Raw genomic sequence first — 21,233 nt, forward strand, 5'->3', positions numbered from 1 at the left:
CCCTCGACCGGATCGCCCGCCGGCCCCCCGACGTCGTCGTGCTCGACGTCATGCTCCCGAACGCCGACGGCTTCGAGGTCCTCCAACTCCTCAGGTCCCGGGCCGTCGACGTCCCGGTCCTCTTCCTCACCGCCCGTGACGCCGTCGAGGACCGGGTACGGGGGCTGCGCCTGGGCGGCGACGACTACGTCACCAAGCCCTTCAGCGTCGTCGAGGTCGGCGCCCGGCTCCAGGCACTGCTCCGCCGCGCGCGCGGCGGAGCCCCCGTCGCCGAGGAGGCGTCGCTGCGCTGCGCGGACCTCGCGATCGACGATCCACGGCACGAGGTCAGGCGTGCGGGCGAGTTGGTCGACCTCTCACCCACCGAGTACCGGCTGCTGCACTACCTGCTGAGCCATCAGGGGCAGGTGCTCTCCCGCGCCCAGATCCTCGAAGCCGTCTGGCAGTACGACTTCGGCGGGGACAGCGTCGTCGTCGAGCGCTTCGTCTCCAACCTCCGCCGAAAGATCGACGACGGGCGCGTGCCCCTGCTGCACACCGTGCGGGGCGTGGGCTACACCCTCCGGGAGCAGGCCGCCAGGTGAACCTGTACGGACGTCTCGCCCGGCCCTTCTCCAGTGTCCGGCTGCGCCTGCTGGCCGGCCTCGCCGTGCTGCTCGTGACCGGTCTGACAGCCAGTGCCGCAATCACCGGGTTCCTCCTGGAGGACTTCCTGGACAAACGCTACGAGAACTCGCTCAGGGTCGGCGCCGAGCGGCTCACCGACGTGATCCGGCAGGGGCCGCAGACCGCCGACGCCGAGCAACTCGCGGCCCTTCTCGGGCCTCCGCAGGGCGTCGTGGCCGTGGACCGCGACAACACCGTCCTGGAGAGCACCGGTTCGGCGTCCGCGGTGGCCGGCGAACTCGCCGAACTCAGCGCGACCGTTCCGACCGGCCGGATCGTCACGTACGACGGCGACGACGAGCAGCACGGCCTCGCGGCGATCCGCATACCCAGCCCCGGCCTCACCATCGACCGCGGGACCGGTGAGGCCGACGTCGCACCGGCCGCGCTCGTCCTGGCCATCGACACCTCCGTCGACGACGCGACCACCGACGCGCTCATCGGGCGCCAACTCGCCCTGGTCGGCGGCGCCCTGCTGCTCCTGCTGGGGCTGGCCGTCGTCGTCCTGCGCGTCGGTATGCGCCCCCTGGCCCGCATGGCGCGGACCGCCGACGCCATAGCCGAGGGCCACCTCACGGAACGACTGCCGGCCAGGCGTGACGGCAGCGAGGTCGACCTGCTCGCCGAGGCGGTCAACCGGGCCTTCGACGCGCAGGCCCGCGCGGAGGCGACCGTGCGGTCCCTGGCGGCCGACACCTCCCACGAACTGCGCACCCCGCTCTCCACGATCTCCGGCTGGCTCGACCTGCACCGGCAGGGCGGCGTCTCGGGACCCGGCCTGGAGACCGCGTTCGAGCACATCGAGGACGAGGTGGGGCGGATGCGGCTGCTCGTCGAGGACCTCGCACTGCTCGCCCGCCTGGACGCAGGCCGCCCGGTCGAACAGGACGACGTCGACCTCACCGAGTTGGCGGCCGGTGTCGTCGAGGACGCCCAGATCATCCACCCCGAGCGCGCCGTCACCCTGGAACCCGCACCGCCCGCCCCCGTCACCGGAGACGCGAACCGGCTGCAGCAGGTCCTGCGCAACCTCGTCGGCAACGCCGTCCAGCACACCCCCGCCCGCACCGCGGTACTGGTCAGGATCACCTCCGCCGGCGGGGACGTACAGCTGTGCGTCATCGACGACGGACCAGGCATCCCGCCGCGCGACCTGCCCCGCGTCTTCGAGCGCTTCTGGCGCGCCGAGGCCAGCCGCAGCCGTGCCTACGGCGGTTCCGGTCTGGGCCTGGCCATCGTCGAGGCCATCGTCCACGCCCACCACGGACAGGTGCGGGTGGCGTCGGAGGTGGGCGTCGGGACCACCGTCACCATCCGGCTTCCCCGTGCCGGCCGCGAGGACAAGGCCGTCCACTGAAGGAATCGAGGAGGACATGGACATCCGAGACCGGATGGACCCGCAGGTGAGGGCCAGGCTCGACCAGTACCTCGCCGTCGTGGGCCCGCAGGGACTGAGCGGGATCGAGGACATCCCCGAGCGGCGGCGCAGGCAGGCGGAACTCACGGCCGGCCACCGCCCGGCGGGTCACCCCGGCGCGGCCGGGGAGGCCGGGGACGTCGAGGTGCGCGACCACGGGATCAGGGGCGGTACGGACACGGGTCCGCCCGTGCGGGTACGGGTCTACCGGCCGAGGGGTGCCCCGCCAGTGGCTCCGTGCGTGCTGTATCTCCACGGCGGCGGGCTGGTCGCCGGGAGTGTGGACGGCGACGACGCGAGGGCGGCCGGACTCGCCCGCGCCACCGACTGCGTCGTCGTCTCGGTCGACTACCGCCTGGCGCCCGAGAACCCGTACCCCGCCGCCGTCGACGACTGCTTCGCCGCACTCGTGTGGGTCGCGGAGAGCCACCGGCGACTTCGCGTCGACCCCCGTCGCCTCGCCCTCTACGGGCCCAGCGCGGGCGGTTGCCTGGCGGCGGCGACCGCTCTGCTGGCCCGTGACCGCGGCGGCCCCGGGATCGCCTGCCTGATGCTCGTCTCTCCCATGCTGGACGACCGCCCGACACCGTCGCATCGCACCAACACCGGGTTCGGCGCCTGGAGTCGCGAGGCCAATGTCCAGGCGTGGCAGGCGTTCCTGGGCGCGGACTTCGGAACGGACCGGGTGTCGCCCTACGCGGCGCCGGCGCGTGCCGGGGACCTCACGGGGCTGCCGCCGGCCTACGTCGACATCGGCGATCTCGACCTGTTCCGGGACGAGGCCGTGGACTTCGCCCTGCGGCTCATGAGGGCCGGAGTCCCCGTCGAGCTGCACGTCCACCCGGGCGGCATCCACGGCGGTGAGAACCTGGCGCCGGAGGCCGGGTCGAGCGTGCGGTTGCGGGGCCACCGCCACAGCGCCCTGCGCAGAACCCTGGGCGTGGGCACCTGAGCGGCGGGGCAGGCAGCTGCACCTCCTTGGGAGACGGCAGTTCGGCCGGCCCAGGGCGGGGAAGCGGCGTGCGTGCCCACCAGGCGCGGGACCGCTTCTGCCGAGGGTGCCGGGCGTGCCCGGAGATCCTTCCGTCCCCCTGTGACCGAGCACTTGAGTCGGCCCCATCGGCCAGGTGGAGCGCTCAGCTCGCGAGGCTCCGCCCAGGTAAGCGTCCAGCGGCGCGTTCGCTGCCGGAAGGCGGATCTGTGCGGAGACCGCGGCCTGGGAGGGCGTCCACGGGCTGACGTCCAACGGCTCCGGGGCCAGGTGGGCCGGGCGCCCTGACGTTGGCCGCCCGCCGGCGTCGGCCCGCCGGCGTCGGCGGGCGGCCGTCCGGAGCGGCGGACGGGGCGTCGTCACTCGGGGACGCCGAGCGGCGGGTGCTCAAGCACACGGGGCTTGTACTCGACCAGCTGGATGCGACCGTCGAAGGTGCGGTGCTCGATCATGTCGAGGGCAACGTCCGGATAGCCGTCGTAGATGCGTTCCTCGCCCGTGGCCCCGGTGATCACCGGGAACATCACGACCCGGAATCGGTCGACGAGTCCGGCACGCAGCAGGGACCGGCACAGGCTGAGGCTGCCGATCGTGCTGAGGAGCCCCGAGCCGCTCGACTTCATGGCGCGGACCGCCTCGACAGCGTCGTCGCGGACGAGCGTGCAGTTGGCCCATGTCAGCGGCTCCTTGAGAGAGGAGGAGAACACGACCTTGGAAGCTTGCGTGAGCTCGTCGACGGACGCCTCCTCCTCGGGCCTGAACTCGTCCTGGCCATCGGGGACCTCCCCCGAGGCGAAGCCCGACATCAGGCGGTAGGTGTTCGCTCCCATCAGGTAGGTGGCCTCGGGCTGCTCGCCGAGCCATGAGAGGTACTCCGGGCCCTCAAGGCCCCAGAACCCCGGCCACCCCTCTCCCGATGCGTGGCCGTCGAGGGAGGTGATGAAGTCGATGAGAAGCTCCGACATGGCGATGTCCTTTCCTGAGGTGTCACGAGCTTGGACCGGCCGGGAGCCACGAACTCATCGGCCGCGCCGCGGAGCAACGAGAGAAACGGCCCGGCCAACCGTCACGTCCAGCCGGGCCAGGTAGGACGCTCAGGGGCCGACTGAAGCGCTCAGTCACACCCACCTGGCCCGCCTCGGCGCAACTGGTTGACAATCCTGCTGTAGCAAATACCATCTTTCCTATGGAGCGGACCCCGCTTCTCCAGTCGAAGTGATCGACGCGGGCGACGGACACCCCGGCCGCCCATCCGGGGCCGGGAGCGGACCCGTGCGGCGGCAAGGAGTGCGCGCGGTACCGCCGCCGCGATCGGCACAGGCGGGTGCGCCCGGGACGGCCCACCCGCTTCGCCTCCCCGCTCCCCTCGGAGCACCTCTTCTCACCGGCATGCCACTCAGGCGCAGCGAGTGGCGGACGCGTATCCCTATCGGTCAAGCGCTATAGCAAATAGTGGAGGATCAACGATGATCTCGCTTTCCAGAGCTTGCGCCTCGGCGGCCGCCTGCGCGGTCGTACTCACCGCGTGCGGAGGCCCGACGGACGCGGACGGAGGGGCGACACCCACGCCCTCGGTCGACGTGGGCAAGGCGTCACCCGTCACGCCACTCGACGCGGCGACGATCGCCAAGGCCAAGAAGCAGGGATCGCTCCTCCTGTACACCAACGCGGACGCCGACCAGATGGCGCCCGTCGTGAAGGCCTTCGAGGCGAAGTACGACGGCATCGAACTGCGCGTGCTGAACATGAACGACACGCAGACCTTCCAGCGCTACGCCACGGAGACCGCCACCGGCGTTCGTACCGCGGACGTCGTCATGGCCACCGACGCGGTCGGCATGCTGAACTTCGTCGACAAGGGCAACGTCCTGGACTACGACGACCCCAACGTGCAGCACCTCCCCGAGTACGCCCGGTTGGCACCCGGAGTCGTCGCCATGTCCGAGGACCCGCTCGTCGCCGTGTACAACACCGCCCTCCTTCCCAGGGACAAGCAGCCCAAGGACCTCAAGTCCCTGGCGGAGCTGTCCGACTCGATCAAGGGCAAGGTCGGCACCACGGACATAAGCAACCCGCAGTCCTTCGGGGCCGTCAGCAACTACACGGCCGAGCACGGGGACGAGGGCTGGAGGAACATCGAGGCCCTCGGGCCCAACACCGGCGTCGAGTCGGGCAACGGCAACCTGATGCAGAAACTGGCCCAGGGCGAGTACCAGGCCACCTACTTCGTGGCCGGCTCGGTCCGCGCGCTGATCGAGGAGGACGAGGCTGCGAAGATCCTCAACTACACCTACCTGACGGACGGGACGCCCATGCTCCCGAGGGCCGTCGCCGTCACCAGGAAGGCGAAGTCGCCCGAAGCAGCGAAGCTCTTCGTCAACTTCCTGCTGTCGGTCGAGGGACAACAGGCCGCCTGCAAGGGCGGGTTCACCCCGTACCGCGACGGAGTCGAGTGCCCGTACGGCATCGCAGCCGTCGAAAAGGTCGTCGGCGCCGACAACATGATGCTCGGCGGCTACCCCGAGGACATCGTCCGGAACAAGCCGGCGATCGTCGAACGCTGGAAGAAGGCGTACGACCGATGAGCGACACGCGACTGCGTCCGCCACCGGCCGTTGCCCCGCCCCCGACCCGTGGGCCCCGGAGACGGCTGCTGTCCACCACCGCGAGCCACTACCTGCTGTGGGCGGCGGCACTCCTGGTCGTCGTCGGCCCGATCGTGCCGGTCGTGGCCGCCTCGCTGTGGTCGGCACCGCTGTACGACGGCGGAGGCCATCCGACCTGGGACAACTTCCACTCCCTGGTCACCGACCGCGGTTGGTGGACCGCGGTGCTCAACTCGGTCCTGTTCGCGGCCCTCAACACCGCGGGGTCGATCCTGGTCGGCGTGGCGTGCGCGGTACTCCTCACCCGGACCGACGTCCCCGGACGCCGCGTCCTGACGACGTTCCTGCTGATACCGATAGCCCTGCCCGGGCTGGTCCTCATCATCGGCTGGGCGGCCATGTGGACCCCGGCGGGATTCGCGTCCTCGTGGCTGGAGACCAACACCTTCCTGGTCATGCCGGTGAACCTCTACAGCATTCCCGGGATGGCCATGGTCGCGATGAGCGTGGCCTCCCCTACCGTCTTCCTGCTGTGCCGCGGCACCCTGCTGTCGATCGACCCCGCCCTGGAGGACGCCGCCCGGACGCTTGGAGCCGGCCCGCTGCGCAGCCTGTTCTCCATCAGCCTGCCCCTGCTGCGCCCCGCGATCACGAACGCGGCGCTGCTGGTCTTCGCCCTGTCGATGGAGGTCCTCGGCCTCCCCCTGATCCTGGGCTTCTCCAGCAGGATCAACCTGATCTCCACCTACCTCTACGACCACTGGGTCAACGACGCGGAACAGGGACTGGTGTCCGCGGGCGCCGTGTTCCTGCTGATCGCGGTGTCCGGACTGCTCGTGCTCCGCAACCGGCTCGTCGGGGACGTCGCCCGGTTCACCACCACGACCGGCAAACCCACCGGAGTCCGCATCCTCCAACTGGGCCGCGCGCGCTGGCTCCTGGCGGCGGCCGTGGCGCTCTTCCTGCTCGTCTTCGTCGTCGTGCCGCTCGCCGGCGTCCTCCTGGCGGCGTTCACCTCCATCCTGTCCCCGTTCATCTCCCCGTGGAGCGTGCTGACCCTCGACAACTTCACCGCGGTCCTGGACAACCCCCTCTACACCGACTCGATCATCAACAGCCTGCTCATCGCCGGCGTCGGCGGCGCCCTGACGACAATCGTCATCGCGGTCCTCTCGGTGATCGCGCACCGATCGCGGTTCCGCTTCCGCGGCTCCCTTCAGCAGGGCATGCTCTGGCCGCGCATGATGCCGGCCCTCGTCACCGGCATGGCGTTCTTCTGGAGCTTCGCCCTGCTCGACAGGTCCGGGGCGATCCGCGCCGGCCTGTGGGGCATCGGCATCGCGTTCGCCGTACGCAGCCTGGCCCTCGGCTACAGCGCCTTCTACCCGGCGCTCGCCGGCATCGGCGCCGACCTCGACAACGCCGCCCGTACGTCCGGAGCCACCTGGTGGACCGCCATGCGCACCATCGTTCTCCGGCTCGTGGCACCCGCCATGGGCGCCTCGTTCGTGCTGCTGTTCGTGGCCATGCTCAACGACGCCGAACCGGCCGTGTTCCTCGTCACGGACGAGACCCCCGTACTGGGCCTCACCATGCTGCAACTCGCGGCTACAAGCTTCGGCGGGACCGTCGCCGCGTTGGGAGTCATCCAGATGGTCATCACCTTGGTCGTCCTGGGCGCCGGGCGCGCCCTGCTGGGGGTGCGCCCCCGTGCCTAGCCTCCACCTGGACGGAATCACCAAGCAGTTCAGCCGCCACACCGCCCTGCACGATCTGTCGCTGACCGTCCGGGACGGCGAGATCTTCACCCTGCTGGGCCCCAGCGGCTGCGGAAAGTCCACCACGCTGTGGTCCATCGCGGGCCTGCACCGGCCCGACTCCGGCAGCATCGCCTTCGGCGACCGCGTCGTCTTCGACCACGGCCGCGTCAACGTGGAGCCCGAGGACCGCAACTGCGGCGTCGTCTTCCAGTCCTACGCCATCTGGCCGCACATGTCGGTCGCCGAGAACGTCGGCTACCCCCTCAAGCTGCGCAGGACCCCCGCGGCCCGACGCGACCGCCGGGTGCGGGAAGTCCTGGAACTCGTAGAACTCGGCGACCACGCCCTCAAGTACCCGCACCAGTTGTCCGGCGGCCAGCAGCAACGCGTCGCCCTGGCACGGGCCCTCGCCCACCCGCCCGACATGCTGCTCCTGGACGAACCCTTCTCCAACCTGGACGCCAAACTCCGGGACCGGTCCCGCCAGTGGCTCAAGGCGCTGCAGTCCCAGGTGGGCGTCACCACGGTGTTCGTGACGCACGACCAGGACGAGGCCCTCTCCTTCAGCGACCGCGTCGCTGTCATGAACCGGGGGAGGGTGCACCAGGTCGGCACCCCCGAGGAGATCTACCGGTACCCGGCCGACCTGTTCGTGGCCGACTTCGTCGGCACCGCCAACCTCCTGCCCGCAGAAGTCGTGGCGGCCGACGGCACACGGGCGCGGGTCCGCGTCGAGGGCATCGGCACACCCCTGGACGTCCCGCACACCGACAAGCGCCTCGGCACCGCGAAGGTGTCCGTCCGGCCCGAGAACATCCACATCCACCGGGCCGGCGACGGCACCGGCACGGCACCGGACCGGCTCACGGTCCCGGTCGAGGGCCGCGCCTACCTCGGCGACCACCACCGCTACAGCATCCGCATCGGCGGCACGCCCGTCGCGGTGACCACCACCCGTCCCGTCGACGGGGCCGAACTCACCATCAGCCTTTCCCCGGAAGACATCCGCATCTTCCCGGTGGAATCCGACCCGTACGAGGAGAACCCGCATGCCCCCGTCCACTGAAGGCCCCGCACAGGTCGGCGTTCTGGCGCCCTCCGGCATGCTCGGCGCGGGCTTCGCGCCCGAGACCATCGAACGAGGGCTGGCACTCGGCCCCGACGTCATAGCGGTCGACGGCGGCTCCACCGACTCCGGCCCGCACTACCTCGGCACCGGCATCGCGAAGACGACCGAGGCCGCCGTCAGCCGTGACCTGCGCATCCTCCTCAAGGCCGCCGCCACCGCGGACATCCCCCTCATCGTGGGCTCCTGCGGCACCAGCGGAACCGACTCGGGCGTCGACTGGGTCGCCGGCATCGCCGAACGTGTCATGGCCGAGGAGGGCCTGACCCTGAAGGTCGCCCGCATCTACAGCGAGCAGGAGGCCGCCCAGCTCAAGGAGGAACTCGGCGCAGGACGCGTCCACGCCCTGGCCCCGCACGGCCCCCTCCAGCCCGAGACCCTCGAAAGCTGCACGCACATCGTCGGCATGATGGGACACGAACCCTTCGTCGAGGCCATCCGGGAGGGCGCGCAGGTCGTCCTCGCCGGACGGGCCACCGACACCGCCCTCGCCGCCGCGGTCCCCCTGATGCTCGGAATGCCGGCCGGACCCACCTGGCACGCCGCCAAGATCGTCGAATGCGGCGGGCAGTGCACGACCGACCCGCGCCTCGGCGGCGTCTTCGCCACCATCGACCACGACGGCTTCGTCATCGAGCCCCTCGACGCGACCAACGTCTGCACCCCCATGTCGGTCGCGGCCCACATGCTGTACGAGACCGCCAACCCCTACCGGATGCGCGAACCCGCGGGCACACTCGATGTCTCGGACGCCACGTACAGCGCACTGGACGATCGGCGTGTACGTGTCGAGGGCTCGCGCTTCGAGCCCGCCGACCAGCACACGATCAAACTCGAGGGTGCCCGGGTCACCGGCTACGAGACCGTCTCCTTCAGCGGCATCCGGGACCCGTACATCGCCGCCGGCATCGACCGCTGGGCAGCGCTGCTGCGGGTCATCCTCACCGAGCGGGTCAGCCAGACCCTGGGCCTGACCGACGACGACTACGGCCTCGACATCCGCCTCTACGGCCACAACGCCATCCTCGAGGACATCGACCCGGACCCCGGACCGCCCAAGGAGGTCGGCGTCATGCTCCTCGTCAACGCCCCCACGCAGGCCACCGCGACGGCGGTCGCCAAGGTCGCCAACCCGCTCATGCTGCACCTCCCGCTGCCCGAGATGCCGTACCTGCCCAGCTTCGCCTTCGCCACTTCACCGGCGGAGATCGAACGCGGGGCGGCCTACGAGTTCGTCCTCAACCACGTCGTCGACGTCGACGCGCCCACCAGCATGTTCCGCATCCACCACACCCGTGAGGTCTCCCGTGCCTGAGCGCCCCGACAGCCCGCCCCTGCTCGGCGACTACGCGATCGAGGTCCGTTCCAAGAACGCGGGACCCTTCTGGGTCACCATGGAGACCTTCATGAGGGACAGCGCCGGATACGCCATCGCGGCCGACGAGGCGTTCCTCAACGAGGACGTGATCGCCGACCTGTACAAGGTCGACGCCGCGCTCGTCCAGATCTACCGGATCCCCGCGCTGAACGTCGTCAAGATCTCCTTCCCGCGTCCCGTCACCCAGGCCGGCCTGCGGGACCGGGACATCCACGCCGGACAGCACCACGTACCCCTCGCCGCGCTGCGGGTGCCCGAGCGGCACCTCACGGACGACGGCGGGGCCGAGCCCCGCCCCTGAGCCCGCGCACCTCACCGAGAGCGTCGTACACGGAGGAGAGAGAAGTGACGCAAGAAGCGATCAGGAGCAGCACGCCCATCGCCGACCCCCTGACCCGGCAGGACCTGGTCCCCATCCCGGAGGAGAAGCTGGTCTTCCGGCTCCCGGCGCAGTTCACCGATCCGGCGATCGAGCGACGCCACCGCAAGGAGCGCCTGGCCGGCGCGCTGCGCCTGTTCGGCCGGTTCGGCTTCGAGGAGGGCGTCGCCGGTCACATCACCGCCCGCGACCCCGAGTTCCCGGACCACTTCTGGGTCAACCCGTTCGGCATGTCCTTCAAGCACGTCAAGGTGAGCGACCTGCTGCTCGTCAACCACGACGGCGACGTGGTCCAGGGACGCCACCGGGTGAACAGGGCCGCCTTCGCGATCCACTCGGCCGTCCACGCGGCCCGACCGGACGTGGTCGGCGCCGCCCACAGCCACTCGGTCTACGGCAAGGCCCTCTCGGCGACACCGCAGAGGCTCGAACCGCTCACGCAGGACGCCTGCGCGTTCTACGAGGACCACGGCTGCTACGAGGAGTACTCGGGGGTGGCGAACGACCCGGAGGAGGGCAGGCGCATCGCCGCCGCGCTGGGCCCGTACAAGGCGGTCATCCTGCGCAACCACGGACTGCTCACGGGCGCGGGGTCGGTGGACGCAGCCGCCTACTGGTTCATCACGATGGAGCGGTCGGCGCAGGCCCAGCTCGCCGCGAAGGCGAGCGGGCCCACGCTGCAGATCCCGCACGAGGAAGCCAGGTCGACCTACGAGCAGGTGGGCTTCGACCTGGCGGGCTGGTTCCAGTTCCAACCGCTCTTCGACCAGATCTCGCGCACGGACCCGGATCTGTTCGACTGAGCGTGCCGACGGCCCGCGCCTGCCCGGTACCCGCGCGGGCCGTCCCTCCCCGACCGGCGGGAGCCCGTCGTACGGTCGACTCGCCTCAGCCGGCCGTTTCGAGGTGGGACGCCAGGTTGGCCAGGGAGGAGGCGATGCCCGCCTCGTGGGCGTCCTGGTCGATGCCCGGCGGCACGTCCGTGGCGGTGACCGTCACCTCGGTCCCGCCGGCGGTGGCGACGAGGCGCCAGGTCATCGTCATGGTGCCCGCGAACGACGGGTCGTCGGCCTCGAACACCGCTTGCTGCACGACGAGTTCAGGCGGCTCCAGCTCTGCGAAGCGGACCTCCACGACATCCGTCGCGTCCGATGTCTTGCCGGGGGCGCCGGTGGCGTCGAGATGGGTGAGGACCATCCGGAAGCCGCCGCCGGGCCGGGGGTCCCACCGTTCGACCCGTCCGCGCATGCCGTCGGGAGGCAGCCAGGCTTCGAGGGACTCCCGGTCGAGGAGGGCGTCGTAGACGGCCGCCGGCGGTGCGGCGATCGTCCGGGTGGCGCGATCGGTCCTTCCCATGTCGTGAAGTCTAGGACGCGGGTCCGCCGCGGCCTCCCGGGCGCGCACCGCAACGGCTGTGCCGGGGCGGACCGAGTGCCGGCGGGCCGTACGGCTATCTTCCTGCCATGACACAGAAGTTCGACCTTGCCGGCTCTCTGGCCAGGGGCGTCGGCGACCGCGGCCAGGCGTGGACCTTCATCCGGGACTACGCCGCCGACTGGCTCAGCCCGATCGAGGACGGAGACGGTTGGCCCGAGAGCGAGTTGGCCGCCGCGGAGGAGCGGCTGGGCGTCCGACTGCCCGCGGTGCTCCGGGAGGCGTACGCGCTCTTCGGGCGTCGCAGGGACCTCGTCGGCAACCACGACAGGCTGCTCGCCCCCGCGGCGCTCCACCTGGACGAGGCCGGGAGGACGCTGGTCTTCCGGCACGAGAACCAGGGTGCCGCGACCTGGGGAGTCCCGCTCGGCGACCCGCGGGACGACGATCCCGCCGTGTTCATCAGGCTCGACCTGGCGGACAAGGCCGCCGAACGGTGGGAGGGCTGGCTGGACCGCCTGTCCCTCGGCTTCCTCGAACTGGTCCTCTCCGAGTCGCTGAACGCCGGCGGGGAGGTCTGCGACTTCCTCGATCCCGATGACGAGACCGCGGAACTGCTGGAGGAGCACTGCGTCCCGCTGGCGTTTCCGGCGTACCCGACGAGTGCGGAGGAGCAGGCGACCCGGTGGTTCCTGGGTCCGGACGTGCTGATCCGGAGCGACGACGGCATGGCGGTGCTGGCCCGCGGCAGGACGGCCGGCGACCTCGAACGCGTCCGCGACCTGATCCCGGGCGACTGGCTGGACGACTACCGCTGATCGGGGCGACGCCGCACGGGCCCGTGCTCCCGCAGAGTCCGCGCGCACGCCCACGCGCCGGGCGACAGGGGTGGCGCCGACCGGACTCCCAGGTCGGCGGGGGGCGTGCGGGTCCTCCACTGAGTACGGGGTGCGCCGAAGTGAGTACGGCACCCCATGCGGGAGCCCCGGCCCACAGCCGATGATGAAGATCATTCGCCGTTCGCCGCCAGGGAGACCCGAGCATGCTCAGCCGCCTCGCCGCCGCACTGGTGCCCGCCGTGGGGCGCCTCACGGTCTCCGCCGACCCGGAGGCCGAACTGGCCCCCGGCAGCATCCTCGTCGCGAACCACACGTCACTCGCCGACCCGGCGGTCGTGCTCGCGGCGCTGTACCGCCTCGGTGTCGAGCCGGTGGTCATGGCGGCCGCCGGGCTCTGGCGCGTCCCGGTCCTCGGCCGTGCCCTCGCCCGCGAGGGGCACATCCCGGTCCACCGGAACGACCCCCGGGCAGCCGAAGCCCTGGACACCGCGGCGGCGGCCCTGGGGCAGGGACGGCTGGTGCTGATCTACGCCGAGGGAGGCCTGCCGCTGCGCAAGGACGTCCGGGAGGAGGCACCCGAGGCCTTCCGCAGCGGCCTGTCGCGGCTGGCCCGGCGCTCCGGCGCCCCCGTCGTACCCGTGGGTCAGGCCGGCTCCCGGCGGGTGACTTCGGGCGGTGTCGCGAAGCAGTGGGCGGGGCTCGCCACGGCGCCGCTGCGCCGGCCGGAACTGCATGTCCACGTGGGGATGCCGCTGGCTCCGGAAGGTGACGGCGCCGTGCTGACCTCCCGTGCCCACGGAGCGGTGACGGCGGCCTGGCGCACGGCCGCCACGCGCCTCGGCGAGCCTGCCGTACTCGCTTCCCGGGCGCCGTGACCCACAGTCCGCGGGCGGCCCGCGCGCTCTCCAGCCGATACGGGCCGTCGGGCGGCAGTGTGCGCGCAGCCGGGCGACTGGGGGTGTCCGGCCCGGGCCGCGTGCAGTCCGCCCGTGCCGACGGGCGAGTGGTGCAGGTCACACCCGTTCGCCCCGCGGTTCTGTCACATTCCCCGCGAGCCCGCCGTCAGTGCTGTGTAACCGTCAACGCGGCAAGGAGACCGGCATGGACGCGCGACTGAACTTCTACGGCAGCCCCCTCGCGATCAAGTTCGCGAAGCACGTCAACTCGGCGGGGAAGGCCGTCTCCGACTCGACCCTGCCCGCCGCCACGCAGGAGTTGGTGAAGATCAGGGCCAGCCAGATCAACGGCTGCGGCTTCTGCACCGACATGCACACCAAGGACGCCGCGCACGCGGGGGAGACCTCGGTGCGGCTGAACCTCGTGGCGGCCTGGCGGGAGGCCCGCGTGTTCACCGAGGCCGAGCGCGCGGCGCTCGAACTGACCGAGCAGGGCACGAGGATCGCCGACGCGGCGGGCGGCGTCACCGACGAGGCATGGGCCGACGCGGCGAAGCACTTCGACGAGGAGCAACTGGCCGCGCTCGTGTCCCTGATCGCCCTCATCAACGCCTACAACCGCATGAATGTGATCGTCCAGCAGCCGGCGGGCGACTACACGCCGGGCCAGTTCGGCTGACGGTGCCGGCGAGGCACGGCCCATCGGCGTACAACTGCCCGACGGGAGCGGCGAGGTGGCGGCTTGCCGATGGGCCTGGGCGGCGGGTCATCGCTGCCCCGGAGGTCAGGACGGAGGTGCGGCAGGCCTCCGCCGTACGGCGGTGCGCCTGCGCTCCTTGGCCAGTTCCCGGAGGTACGCCCGCGCGTCCACCTGGATCGTGTGGCGGGTGGAGGCCACGTAACGGCGGGCCGTACGGGCGCGGTAGGCGCTGATCTCCTTCAGCATCCGCGCCTGTCCGGGCAGTTCGCAGCGCCCCTCCAGCAGATCGGCCACCCAGTGCGACTGCGCCTCGGCCAGCGGCATGATCGCCCCGAGGGGCTGGACGAGGCCGATGAAGTACAGACCGGGCAGGTCGGGGGCGACGACCCGGTGGTAGAGGCCCGGATCGTTGTCGGAGGGGTCGATCAACTCGGACTTCAGGAAGGGGAACGACACGTCGTACCCCGTGCAGTGGATGATCGCGTCGATCTCCTCGCTGCTGCCGTCGTCGAAGTGCACCCGGGTCTCGTCCATGCTCCGAGGGGCGGGCTTCACGCCGATGTCGCCGTGCCCGAGCCTGGACAGCAGATCGTCCGAGATCGTCGGGTGGGCGGCCAGGACACGATGGGCGGGAGTGGGCAGCCCGTAGTCCGCCAGCCGGCCGCGGCTCAGGCGCAGCAGGAGCTGCAGGCCGCGGTCCTGGATGCCGAGGGGTGCCCTGGCCAGCCACGAGTTGGTCAGATGGTCGGTGGGCGTGCCGAAGAGGTACTTCGGCAGGATGTGCGCGCCGCGGCGCATCGCGAGGAACGTACGCTGCGACACACGCGACGTCTCCACCGCGATGTCGCACGCGGAGTTGCCGATCCCCAGCACGAGGACCCGCTTGCCGGTGAACGGCTCGGGCGTGCGGTAGTCGTGCGCGTGCGTGCGGGTGCCCCGGAACGCCGCCGCCCCCGGCAGTTCCGGCTGCGGCCAACGGGGCTTCCAGTGGTGCCCGTTCGCGACCAGGACGGCGTCGTACGTCTGCGACGTGCTCGACTCCGTGTCACGGTGGCGGGTGGTCACCGACCACTGGTCACCCCGTGGGCAGACGTCGACCACCTCGGTGCGGAACGAGATCGACGGGCGCAGCCCGAAGTGCTCCACGAAGGCGTCGAAGTACCGTGCGATCTGGGCGTGGCCGGGGTAGACCGGGTAGTCGTCGGACATCGGGAAGCTGGCGTACTGCATCGTCCGGCGCGAGGTGTTGATGTGCAGCGACCGGTACGCCGACGACTGGCCGCTGTCGTTCATGTAGCGCCAGTTGCCCCCGACGTCCGACCCCAGCTCGAAGCAGTCGTAGTCGATGCCGCGCTCCGCGAGCACCTGGCAGGCGGCGATTCCCGATGAACCGGCTCCGATCACACACACCTTGCGCAACGCCGACCCCCTTGTGACCGGGCGGTCACATGACCGTCCGGTCACAGGCTGCTGCGTGCGTCCCACCCTGTCAATGGTTCCGTCCAACGACCACAACAGCCTTACGTGCCGCACTCGTTGACAACTCGACGCGGCGCCCCCACGATGACCGGGCGGTCACATGACCGTCCGGTCACATACGGGGGAGCCCATGCCCACACCCACCTGGACCCGACTGTCGGCAGCCCGGCGGGAGCGCGTCCTGGTCGCCGCCATGGACGAGTTCGGCACCCACGGCTACTCCACGGGCAGCCTGAACGTGATCGCCCGACAGGCGGGCGTCGCCAAGGGGTCGCTCTTCCAGTACTTCGCCGGGAAGCTCGACCTCTTCACCTACGTCGCCGAACAGACCTCGCTGCGCATCTACGAGCAGATGCACCCCTGGCTCGACGGCTACGACGGAACCGTCGGCTTCTCCACCCACCTCGCCGACGCCCTGGAGGCCTGGCTCGACTACTTCGCCGAGCACCCGCTCGAACGCGGCGTCACCGCCGCCACGAACATGGAGATGGACCCCGCGGTCCGGGACGCGGTCCGCGTGCCCGTGCACGAGATCTACCTGTCAGGGCTGCGCCCCCTCCTGGAGCGGGCGGTCGAGGCCGAGGACCTGCGCAAGGACGCGGACCTCGACGCCCTGCTGTCCCACCTGCTCGTCCTGCTGCCCCACCTCGCCCTCCTGACCCACGCGCCGGGACTCGACGGTCCCGTCCGGCTCGTGGGAGTGCACCCTCAGGTCCGCCGGGAGAACCTCGAACGCCTCGTCGCCCCCCTGCTGGCGGACGCCCGGCCGCGGGGCGAGCGATGACCGGCCACGACTACGACGTCCTGGTCGTCGGCTCCGGATTCGGCGGCAGCGTCACCGCCCTGCGGCTCACGGAGAAGGGCTACCGCGTAGGAGTGCTCGAAGCCGGCCGCCGCTTCGCCGACACGGACCTCCCGCGCACCTCCTGGCACATCCGGGACTACGTGTTCGCACCGCGCCTGGGCTGTACGGGCATCCTCCGCATGTCCCTGCTCGGCGACGTACTGGTTCTCACCGGAGCCGGTGTGGGCGGAGGGTCGCTCGGCTACGCGAACACCCTCTACGAACCACCGGACGCGTTCTACGAGGGATCGCACTGGGCCGGACTCGCCGACTGGCGCAGGGAACTGGCGCCCTACTTCGCCCAGGCGCGCCGCATGCTCGGAGTCGTCGTCAACCCGGTGTTCACCGAGGCCGACCGGCTCCTCAAGGACACGGCACGACGACTCGACTGCGAGGACACCTTTCGGCCGACGCCGGTCGGAGTCCACTTCGGTCCGCCCGGCACCACTCCCGGCGAGCGGGTCCCCGACCCGTACTTCGGCGGAGCGGGCCCGGCCCGCAACGCGTGCCTCAACTGCGGTGCCTGTATGACCGGTTGCCGGCACAACGCGAAGAACAGCCTTCCCAAGAACTACCTCGGCCTCGCCGAACGGGCCGGGGCGACCGTCCTGGAGCGCCGCACCGTCACCGGCGTCACCCGCAGCGGCGACGGCTGGGCCGTCACCTCCGTCCGCACCGGCGGAGCCCTGCGCAGACGACGCCGCACCCTGACGGCACAGCACGTCGTCTTCGCCGCCGGGGCCCTCGGCACCCAGCGCCTGCTGCACACACTGAGGGACAACGGCTCGCTCACCGGCGTCTCGACCCGCCTCGGACGGCTGACCCGTACCAACTCCGAAGCCATCCTGGGCGTACGCGCCAAGGACCGCGACGCCGACTACACCCGCGGCGTCGCCATCACCTCCTCCATCCACCTGGACGCGACCACCCACGTCGAACCGGTCCGCTACGGCCGCGGCAGCAACCTCCTCGGACTCCTCGCGGCGATGCTCGTCGACCCGGTGCCCGGCCGGTCCCGCATCCGGGCCGGACTCGCCACGATGGCCCGCAACGCACGCCACCTGCCCGCACTCCACAATCCCCGCCGCTGGTCCCAGCAGTCCGTCGTGCTGCTCGTCATGCAGAGCGTCGACAACTCCGTGACCACCTACCTGCGGCGCACCCGAACGGGCCGCCGCCGCCTCACCAGCCGCCCCGGCGAAGGCACCCCGAACCCCACGTGGATACCCGCCGGACACCGGGCGGCCCGCACCGCTGCCGCCCACATCGGGGGCCAGGCCTGCGGAACATGGGCCGACCTCCTCGACATCCCGACCACCGGCCACCTGATCGGCGGCTGCACCGTCGGGGACAGCACGGACACCGGTGTCGTCGATCCGTACCACCGGGTCCACGGGTACCCCGGACTGCACATCATCGACGGCTCGACCATCTCCGCCAACCTCGGCGTCAACCCCTCGCTCACCATCACCGCACTCGCGGAGCGCGCGACCGCGCTGTGGCCCAACCTGGGGGAGCCCGACACCCGCCCCGAACCCGGCCTGCCGTACCGGGCCGTCACCCCCGTCCCGCCCCGACGGCCCGCGGTCCCCGCCACCGCGCCCGGCGCCCTTCGGCTGTCCCATGCCACCGGAAAGGACACGGAATGACCCCCACCCCCTACCCGGAGGAACCCTGGCAGCTCGCCGGGCAGATGTACCTCTCCCTGTGGACGCCGCCGCGCGGCGAACTGCCTCCCGTGGCGGAAGGCACCCGCCCCGTGACCGTCGCGGGCCGCGGACTGGTCGGCGCGGCCTGGGTCGTCTACGAGAACGACAGCGTCCTTCACTACAACGAGCTGCTCCGGGCGGTGCTCGTACGCGACGGCGCACGGCCCCGCGTCTGCATCACCGAAATCTGGGTCGACAGCGCCGCGTCCATGGCCGGCGGACGAGCCCTGTGGGGCATCCCCAAGGAGATGGCCGTCTTCGACGTCGAACGGGCCCAGGAGGCATCCTTCGCGGCGAAGGCACAGGACGGCCCCCTCGCCACCGGCCGGTTCACCGAACGCCGCCGCCTGCCGGGAACCTGGCCGCTGCGCTACCGGCTGACGCAGACGCTCGACGGCCGACCGAAGACAAGTCCCGTGCGCAGCAGAGGCGTTGTACGGCTCGCCCGGGCCCAGTGGACGGTTCCCGAGAACAGCCCCCTCTGCCCGCTCACGCGCCGCTCACCCCTCGTCAGTCTCGCGCTGCGCGACTTCACGCTCCGCTTCGGAGGCTGAATTCGGAGGAGCAACGCCTCACCACGCCAGGCCTGTTCGGCCGCGCGTCCGGTCGGCGAACCCGGCCCCGCCCGCCTCGCGTTCCACGCCCTGCCCGCGCCGAACCTCGCACGCGGTGCCGATCGATCTGCACCACGTGCGAGCCCTCGACCCACACCCCTCGGGAACCGCAGGGCCGCCCCAGTCGCAAGTGCCCGGAATCACTGTTTCCACCCCACAGAAAAGGTGATCTCGTGTTACGCAGACTCATGATGTCGACAGCAGCGACCCTGCTCGCCGTCGCAGCCTCCCTCACCGCCGCGCACGCCGCCGACTCACGACCGTCGGCGCCCCTCGCGGCCGTCGATCCGTCCGCCCCGGGGGCCCTCGCGGTGGCCTACACCGACCTCACGGTCTCCGCGGCCGGCCGGTCGTACAGCGCCCGCGTCTGGTACCCGGGCACCGCGGCCGGAGCCAACGCGCCCGTGGCGCCGGGAGCCCACCCGGGCCTCGCCTTCGGGCACGGCTTCTTCCAGGGCATCACCCAGTACGAGACGATCCTCAAGCACTACGCCTCCTGGGGGTTCATCGTCGTCACGCCGAAGTCTCAGGGCGGCCTGTTCCCCAGCCACTCGGCATTCGCCGACGATCTCAACGCGGGACTCACCTGGCTGACCACGCAGAACGGCACCGCCGGATCGCGATTCGCGGGCACCGTCGACACCACGCGTCTCGGACTGTCGGGCCACTCCATGGGCGGCGGCGCGGCACTGCTCGCCGCGAGCCGGAACGCAGCCGTCAAGAGCGTCTCCACCCTGGCCGCCGCGGAGACGAACCCGTCGGCCGTCGCGGCCTCCGGCACCCTGCGCATCCCCGCCCAGTACGTCGGCGGCAGTGCCGACACCGTCGCCGGGGTCGCGGACCATCAGCAGAAGATGTACAACGCCAAGCCGGCACCGACCCAACTGCGCGTCATCACCGGCGGGTTCCACTGCGGATTCGAGGACAGCTCGGGATTCGGCTGCGACAGCGGAACCATCACCCGCGCCGCGCAGCAGCAGGCGACCCGGGGCATCACCACCTCCTGGTTCCTCCACACCCTCGGCGGGGACGGCTCCCTCCGCGACCAGGTGTGGGGCGCCGCGGCCCAGAACCTCCCCGGTGTCGTGTACTCCGCCAAGCCGTGAACCCGGCGACACCGAGCACGGGCCGGACACACCGTCTCGCGGTGTCGGCCGGAAGCACACCCTGACCCGACCGCCGGTCCGCGTGCTCCACGGGCGGGCGGCCAAGGACGACTCGTCCTTGGCCGCCCGCCCACGCCGGTTCCGCAGCTCCGCGACGGCTCGACCCGGCGACGGTTTCGACCGGGCGGCGACCCAGCCAGGGCTTCGCCCCTCAGGCGACCCACCGGACGCCGGACGGGTACGGCGGCCCGCCACGCCTGCCGTCCACCACGCCGCGCCGGGGCACGCGCCTTCCTGCCCGCGTACGCCTGCCCGCACATCACGGCAGCGGCACGGTGACCGACCCGGACGCGACGGGCCGCCCCTCCGCCAGCACCACGAAGCGGGCTCCGCCCGGTTCGGCGTCGACCTCCAGCGCCGCGCCGCTGAGCGGCACGGGCGCCCCCAGTTGGACGCTCAGACCCATCACCGAGGAGGCCGTTCCCCCGTGGCGCAGCAGTGCCGCCTGGCGACCGGCCTCGGCCACCGCGAGCACCGGCAGGCAGCGCGGCCGACCGGCCAGGAAGAAGGGATGACCGGGGTCGCGCGGAAGGATCACCAGCCTGCCCTGAGCCGCCCGTGCCAGCATGACGTCCGGCTCGGCCGCGGCACCCACGGCGGCCGCGGCCGGATGCAGCAGGCCGGGCGGACGGGGGAGTCCCGCGGTCCGATCGCCGTCGATGGTCCGTACCTCGGCGAAGAGCAGGGCGCATGTGCCGAACACCTGTCCGGCGTACAGGTACTCGGCCGTCACTCTGAAGGAGACCAGTTCGCCCGCCCGTACCTCCATGTCGCTCACCGTGACCCGCGCCGGCACGTCCGTCGCGGCGCCGCGCTCCACCGGCCGTGAGCCGGGGTCCAGCCCCAGACGGACACCGACGGGCTCACAGCCGCGGGCGGTCGGCGGCATCCGCCGGCCACGCAGCGCGGCGGCGATCTGGCGGGTGGACTCGGCCATGATCAAAGGATGGTGCGTGACCGCGAGATCCCGTTCGTTGAGCGGGTGCAGCCGCGGCCACTGGCAGTCGGCCTCGAAACTGCGGTTCCCGAGGCGCCGCAAGGACAGGACGAGCATCCCGGCCAGTGAGTCGAGACCCAGGCCGCGCCAGCTCAGCGGGTCTTCCGCCGTCCGGGTGACATCCGGCGGCGCGCTCTTCCGGATCTCGAAGGTTGCCGTGCCCGTCATGTGCGCCTCCTGGAGGACCGCGCTCCACGGCTCCCCTGCCGCGTACGGCCCCGTTCATGCCCGTACCGCCAAACGGAACGTCTCCGTCCGTACTCACGCGACTTGTTCGTGCCGGGCCGTCCCC

20 protein-coding genes are annotated in these 21,233 nt (G+C 71.5%); 16 read left to right on the plus strand and 4 right to left on the minus strand.

The window, feature by feature from the left end:
• The 3 genes from IE265_RS16750 to IE265_RS16760 form a co-directional block, all read left to right on the plus strand.
• A partial coding sequence (locus IE265_RS16750) for a response regulator transcription factor (RefSeq protein WP_229916229.1) occupies positions 1-584 on the plus strand: 584 nt, incomplete at its 5' end.
• On the plus strand, positions 581-2,023 hold the full coding sequence (locus IE265_RS16755) for a sensor histidine kinase (RefSeq protein WP_190036367.1): 1,443 nt from the start codon (positions 581-583) through the stop codon (positions 2,021-2,023). The genes IE265_RS16750 and IE265_RS16755, both read left to right, overlap by 4 nt.
• A gap of 16 nt (positions 2,024-2,039) precedes the next feature.
• Complete coding sequence (locus tag IE265_RS16760; RefSeq protein WP_190036368.1) at positions 2,040-3,035, plus strand: alpha/beta hydrolase; 996 nt, start codon at positions 2,040-2,042, stop codon at positions 3,033-3,035.
• A gap of 398 nt (positions 3,036-3,433) precedes the next feature.
• Here the strand turns inward: IE265_RS16760 and IE265_RS16765 are convergent, their stop codons facing one another.
• Positions 3,434-4,039 carry a dihydrofolate reductase family protein gene (locus tag IE265_RS16765; protein ID WP_190036369.1) on the minus strand — a complete coding sequence of 202 codons (606 nt, stop codon included), beginning with the start codon at positions 4,037-4,039 and terminating at the stop codon, positions 3,434-3,436.
• A gap of 501 nt (positions 4,040-4,540) precedes the next feature.
• Here IE265_RS16765 and IE265_RS16770 point away from each other — a divergent pair.
• The 6 genes from IE265_RS16770 to IE265_RS16795 all read left to right on the plus strand — a co-directional run bounded on the left by IE265_RS16770 (position 4,541) and on the right by IE265_RS16795 (position 11,126).
• Positions 4,541-5,659 carry an ABC transporter substrate-binding protein gene (locus tag IE265_RS16770; protein ID WP_190036370.1) on the plus strand — a complete coding sequence of 373 codons (1,119 nt, stop codon included), beginning with the start codon at positions 4,541-4,543 and terminating at the stop codon, positions 5,657-5,659.
• On the plus strand, positions 5,656-7,398 hold the full coding sequence (locus IE265_RS16775; protein ID WP_190036371.1) for an ABC transporter permease: 1,743 nt from the start codon (positions 5,656-5,658) through the stop codon (positions 7,396-7,398). Before IE265_RS16770 ends, IE265_RS16775 begins: the two co-directional genes overlap by 4 nt.
• Positions 7,391-8,506 (plus strand): ABC transporter ATP-binding protein, encoded by a 1,116-nt coding sequence (locus IE265_RS16780; RefSeq protein WP_190036372.1) that lies wholly within the window; start codon positions 7,391-7,393, stop codon positions 8,504-8,506. The genes IE265_RS16775 and IE265_RS16780 overlap by 8 nt, the downstream gene beginning before the upstream one ends.
• Entirely contained in the window at positions 8,490-9,881 is a 1,392-nt protein-coding gene (locus IE265_RS16785) for an acyclic terpene utilization AtuA family protein (protein WP_190036373.1), read from the plus strand. The genes IE265_RS16780 and IE265_RS16785 overlap by 17 nt, the downstream gene beginning before the upstream one ends.
• Positions 9,874-10,245, plus strand: coding sequence for a DUF4387 domain-containing protein (locus tag IE265_RS16790; protein ID WP_229916230.1), 372 nt, complete (start codon positions 9,874-9,876; stop codon positions 10,243-10,245). Before IE265_RS16785 ends, IE265_RS16790 begins: the two co-directional genes overlap by 8 nt.
• A gap of 77 nt (positions 10,246-10,322) precedes the next feature.
• The gene (locus IE265_RS16795) at positions 10,323-11,126 is read left to right on the plus strand and encodes a class II aldolase/adducin family protein (RefSeq protein WP_268255796.1); all 804 of its coding nucleotides are present in this window, start codon (positions 10,323-10,325) and stop codon (positions 11,124-11,126) included.
• An 85-nt stretch (positions 11,127-11,211) separates the two neighbouring features.
• On the opposite strand, the gene IE265_RS16800 is transcribed toward IE265_RS16795, so the two are convergent.
• The gene (locus tag IE265_RS16800; protein WP_190036374.1) at positions 11,212-11,679 is read right to left on the minus strand and encodes an SRPBCC family protein; all 468 of its coding nucleotides are present in this window, start codon (positions 11,677-11,679) and stop codon (positions 11,212-11,214) included.
• A 107-nt stretch (positions 11,680-11,786) separates the two neighbouring features.
• On the opposite strand from IE265_RS16800, the gene IE265_RS16805 reads away from it, so the two are divergent.
• From IE265_RS16805 to IE265_RS16815, 3 genes are all read left to right on the plus strand, one after another.
• Positions 11,787-12,515: an SMI1/KNR4 family protein gene (locus IE265_RS16805; protein WP_190036375.1), complete on the plus strand. Its 729-nt coding sequence runs from the start codon at positions 11,787-11,789 to the stop codon at positions 12,513-12,515.
• Between the two features lie 224 nt (positions 12,516-12,739).
• Positions 12,740-13,411, plus strand: coding sequence for a lysophospholipid acyltransferase family protein (locus tag IE265_RS16810; protein ID WP_190036376.1), 672 nt, complete (start codon positions 12,740-12,742; stop codon positions 13,409-13,411).
• 226 nt (positions 13,412-13,637) lie between these two features.
• Positions 13,638-14,111: a carboxymuconolactone decarboxylase family protein gene (locus IE265_RS16815; RefSeq protein ID WP_190036377.1), complete on the plus strand. Its 474-nt coding sequence runs from the start codon at positions 13,638-13,640 to the stop codon at positions 14,109-14,111.
• A gap of 105 nt (positions 14,112-14,216) precedes the next feature.
• Here IE265_RS16815 and IE265_RS16820 read toward each other — a convergent pair whose 3' ends face one another.
• Positions 14,217-15,542 (minus strand): NAD(P)-binding domain-containing protein, encoded by a 1,326-nt coding sequence (locus tag IE265_RS16820; RefSeq protein ID WP_229916238.1) that lies wholly within the window; start codon positions 15,540-15,542, stop codon positions 14,217-14,219.
• Positions 15,543-15,741: 199 nt separating this feature from the next.
• Between IE265_RS16820 and IE265_RS16825 the strand changes: the two genes are divergently transcribed.
• From IE265_RS16825 to IE265_RS16840, 4 genes are all read left to right on the plus strand, one after another.
• Positions 15,742-16,395, plus strand: coding sequence for a TetR/AcrR family transcriptional regulator (locus IE265_RS16825; RefSeq protein ID WP_190036379.1), 654 nt, complete (start codon positions 15,742-15,744; stop codon positions 16,393-16,395).
• Entirely contained in the window at positions 16,392-18,104 is a 1,713-nt protein-coding gene (locus IE265_RS16830) for a GMC family oxidoreductase (RefSeq protein WP_190036380.1), read from the plus strand. Before IE265_RS16825 ends, IE265_RS16830 begins: the two co-directional genes overlap by 4 nt.
• The gene (locus tag IE265_RS16835; RefSeq protein ID WP_190036381.1) at positions 18,101-18,718 is read left to right on the plus strand and encodes an acetoacetate decarboxylase family protein; all 618 of its coding nucleotides are present in this window, start codon (positions 18,101-18,103) and stop codon (positions 18,716-18,718) included. Before IE265_RS16830 ends, IE265_RS16835 begins: the two co-directional genes overlap by 4 nt.
• Before the next feature lie 233 nt (positions 18,719-18,951).
• Positions 18,952-19,884 (plus strand): alpha/beta hydrolase family protein, encoded by a 933-nt coding sequence (locus IE265_RS16840; RefSeq protein ID WP_229916231.1) that lies wholly within the window; start codon positions 18,952-18,954, stop codon positions 19,882-19,884.
• Positions 19,885-20,203: 319 nt separating this feature from the next.
• On the opposite strand, the gene IE265_RS16845 is transcribed toward IE265_RS16840, so the two are convergent.
• Entirely contained in the window at positions 20,204-21,109 is a 906-nt protein-coding gene (locus IE265_RS16845) for a hypothetical protein (protein ID WP_190036382.1), read from the minus strand.
• Positions 21,110-21,233: the final 124 nt, after the last annotated feature.

The organism is Streptomyces fructofermentans, assembly GCF_014651055.1.
Lineage (GTDB): Bacteria > Actinomycetota > Actinomycetes > Streptomycetales > Streptomycetaceae > Streptomyces > Streptomyces fructofermentans.

Coding starts and splice junctions, on each gene's coding strand:
- IE265_RS16760 (WP_190036368.1), top strand. CDS start 2,040: ATGGACATCCGAGACCGGATGGACCCGCAGGTGAGGGCCAGGCTCGAC.
- IE265_RS16765 (WP_190036369.1), bottom strand. CDS start 4,039: ATGTCGGAGCTTCTCATCGACTTCATCACCTCCCTCGACGGCCACGCA.
- IE265_RS16770 (WP_190036370.1), top strand. CDS start 4,541: ATGATCTCGCTTTCCAGAGCTTGCGCCTCGGCGGCCGCCTGCGCGGTC.
- IE265_RS16775 (WP_190036371.1), top strand. CDS start 5,656: ATGAGCGACACGCGACTGCGTCCGCCACCGGCCGTTGCCCCGCCCCCG.
- IE265_RS16785 (WP_190036373.1), top strand. CDS start 8,490: ATGCCCCCGTCCACTGAAGGCCCCGCACAGGTCGGCGTTCTGGCGCCC.
- IE265_RS16800 (WP_190036374.1), bottom strand. CDS start 11,679: ATGGGAAGGACCGATCGCGCCACCCGGACGATCGCCGCACCGCCGGCG.
- IE265_RS16805 (WP_190036375.1), top strand. CDS start 11,787: ATGACACAGAAGTTCGACCTTGCCGGCTCTCTGGCCAGGGGCGTCGGC.
- IE265_RS16810 (WP_190036376.1), top strand. CDS start 12,740: ATGCTCAGCCGCCTCGCCGCCGCACTGGTGCCCGCCGTGGGGCGCCTC.
- IE265_RS16815 (WP_190036377.1), top strand. CDS start 13,638: ATGGACGCGCGACTGAACTTCTACGGCAGCCCCCTCGCGATCAAGTTC.
- IE265_RS16825 (WP_190036379.1), top strand. CDS start 15,742: ATGCCCACACCCACCTGGACCCGACTGTCGGCAGCCCGGCGGGAGCGC.
- IE265_RS16830 (WP_190036380.1), top strand. CDS start 16,392: ATGACCGGCCACGACTACGACGTCCTGGTCGTCGGCTCCGGATTCGGC.
- IE265_RS16835 (WP_190036381.1), top strand. CDS start 18,101: ATGACCCCCACCCCCTACCCGGAGGAACCCTGGCAGCTCGCCGGGCAG.
- IE265_RS16845 (WP_190036382.1), bottom strand. CDS start 21,109: ATGACGGGCACGGCAACCTTCGAGATCCGGAAGAGCGCGCCGCCGGAT.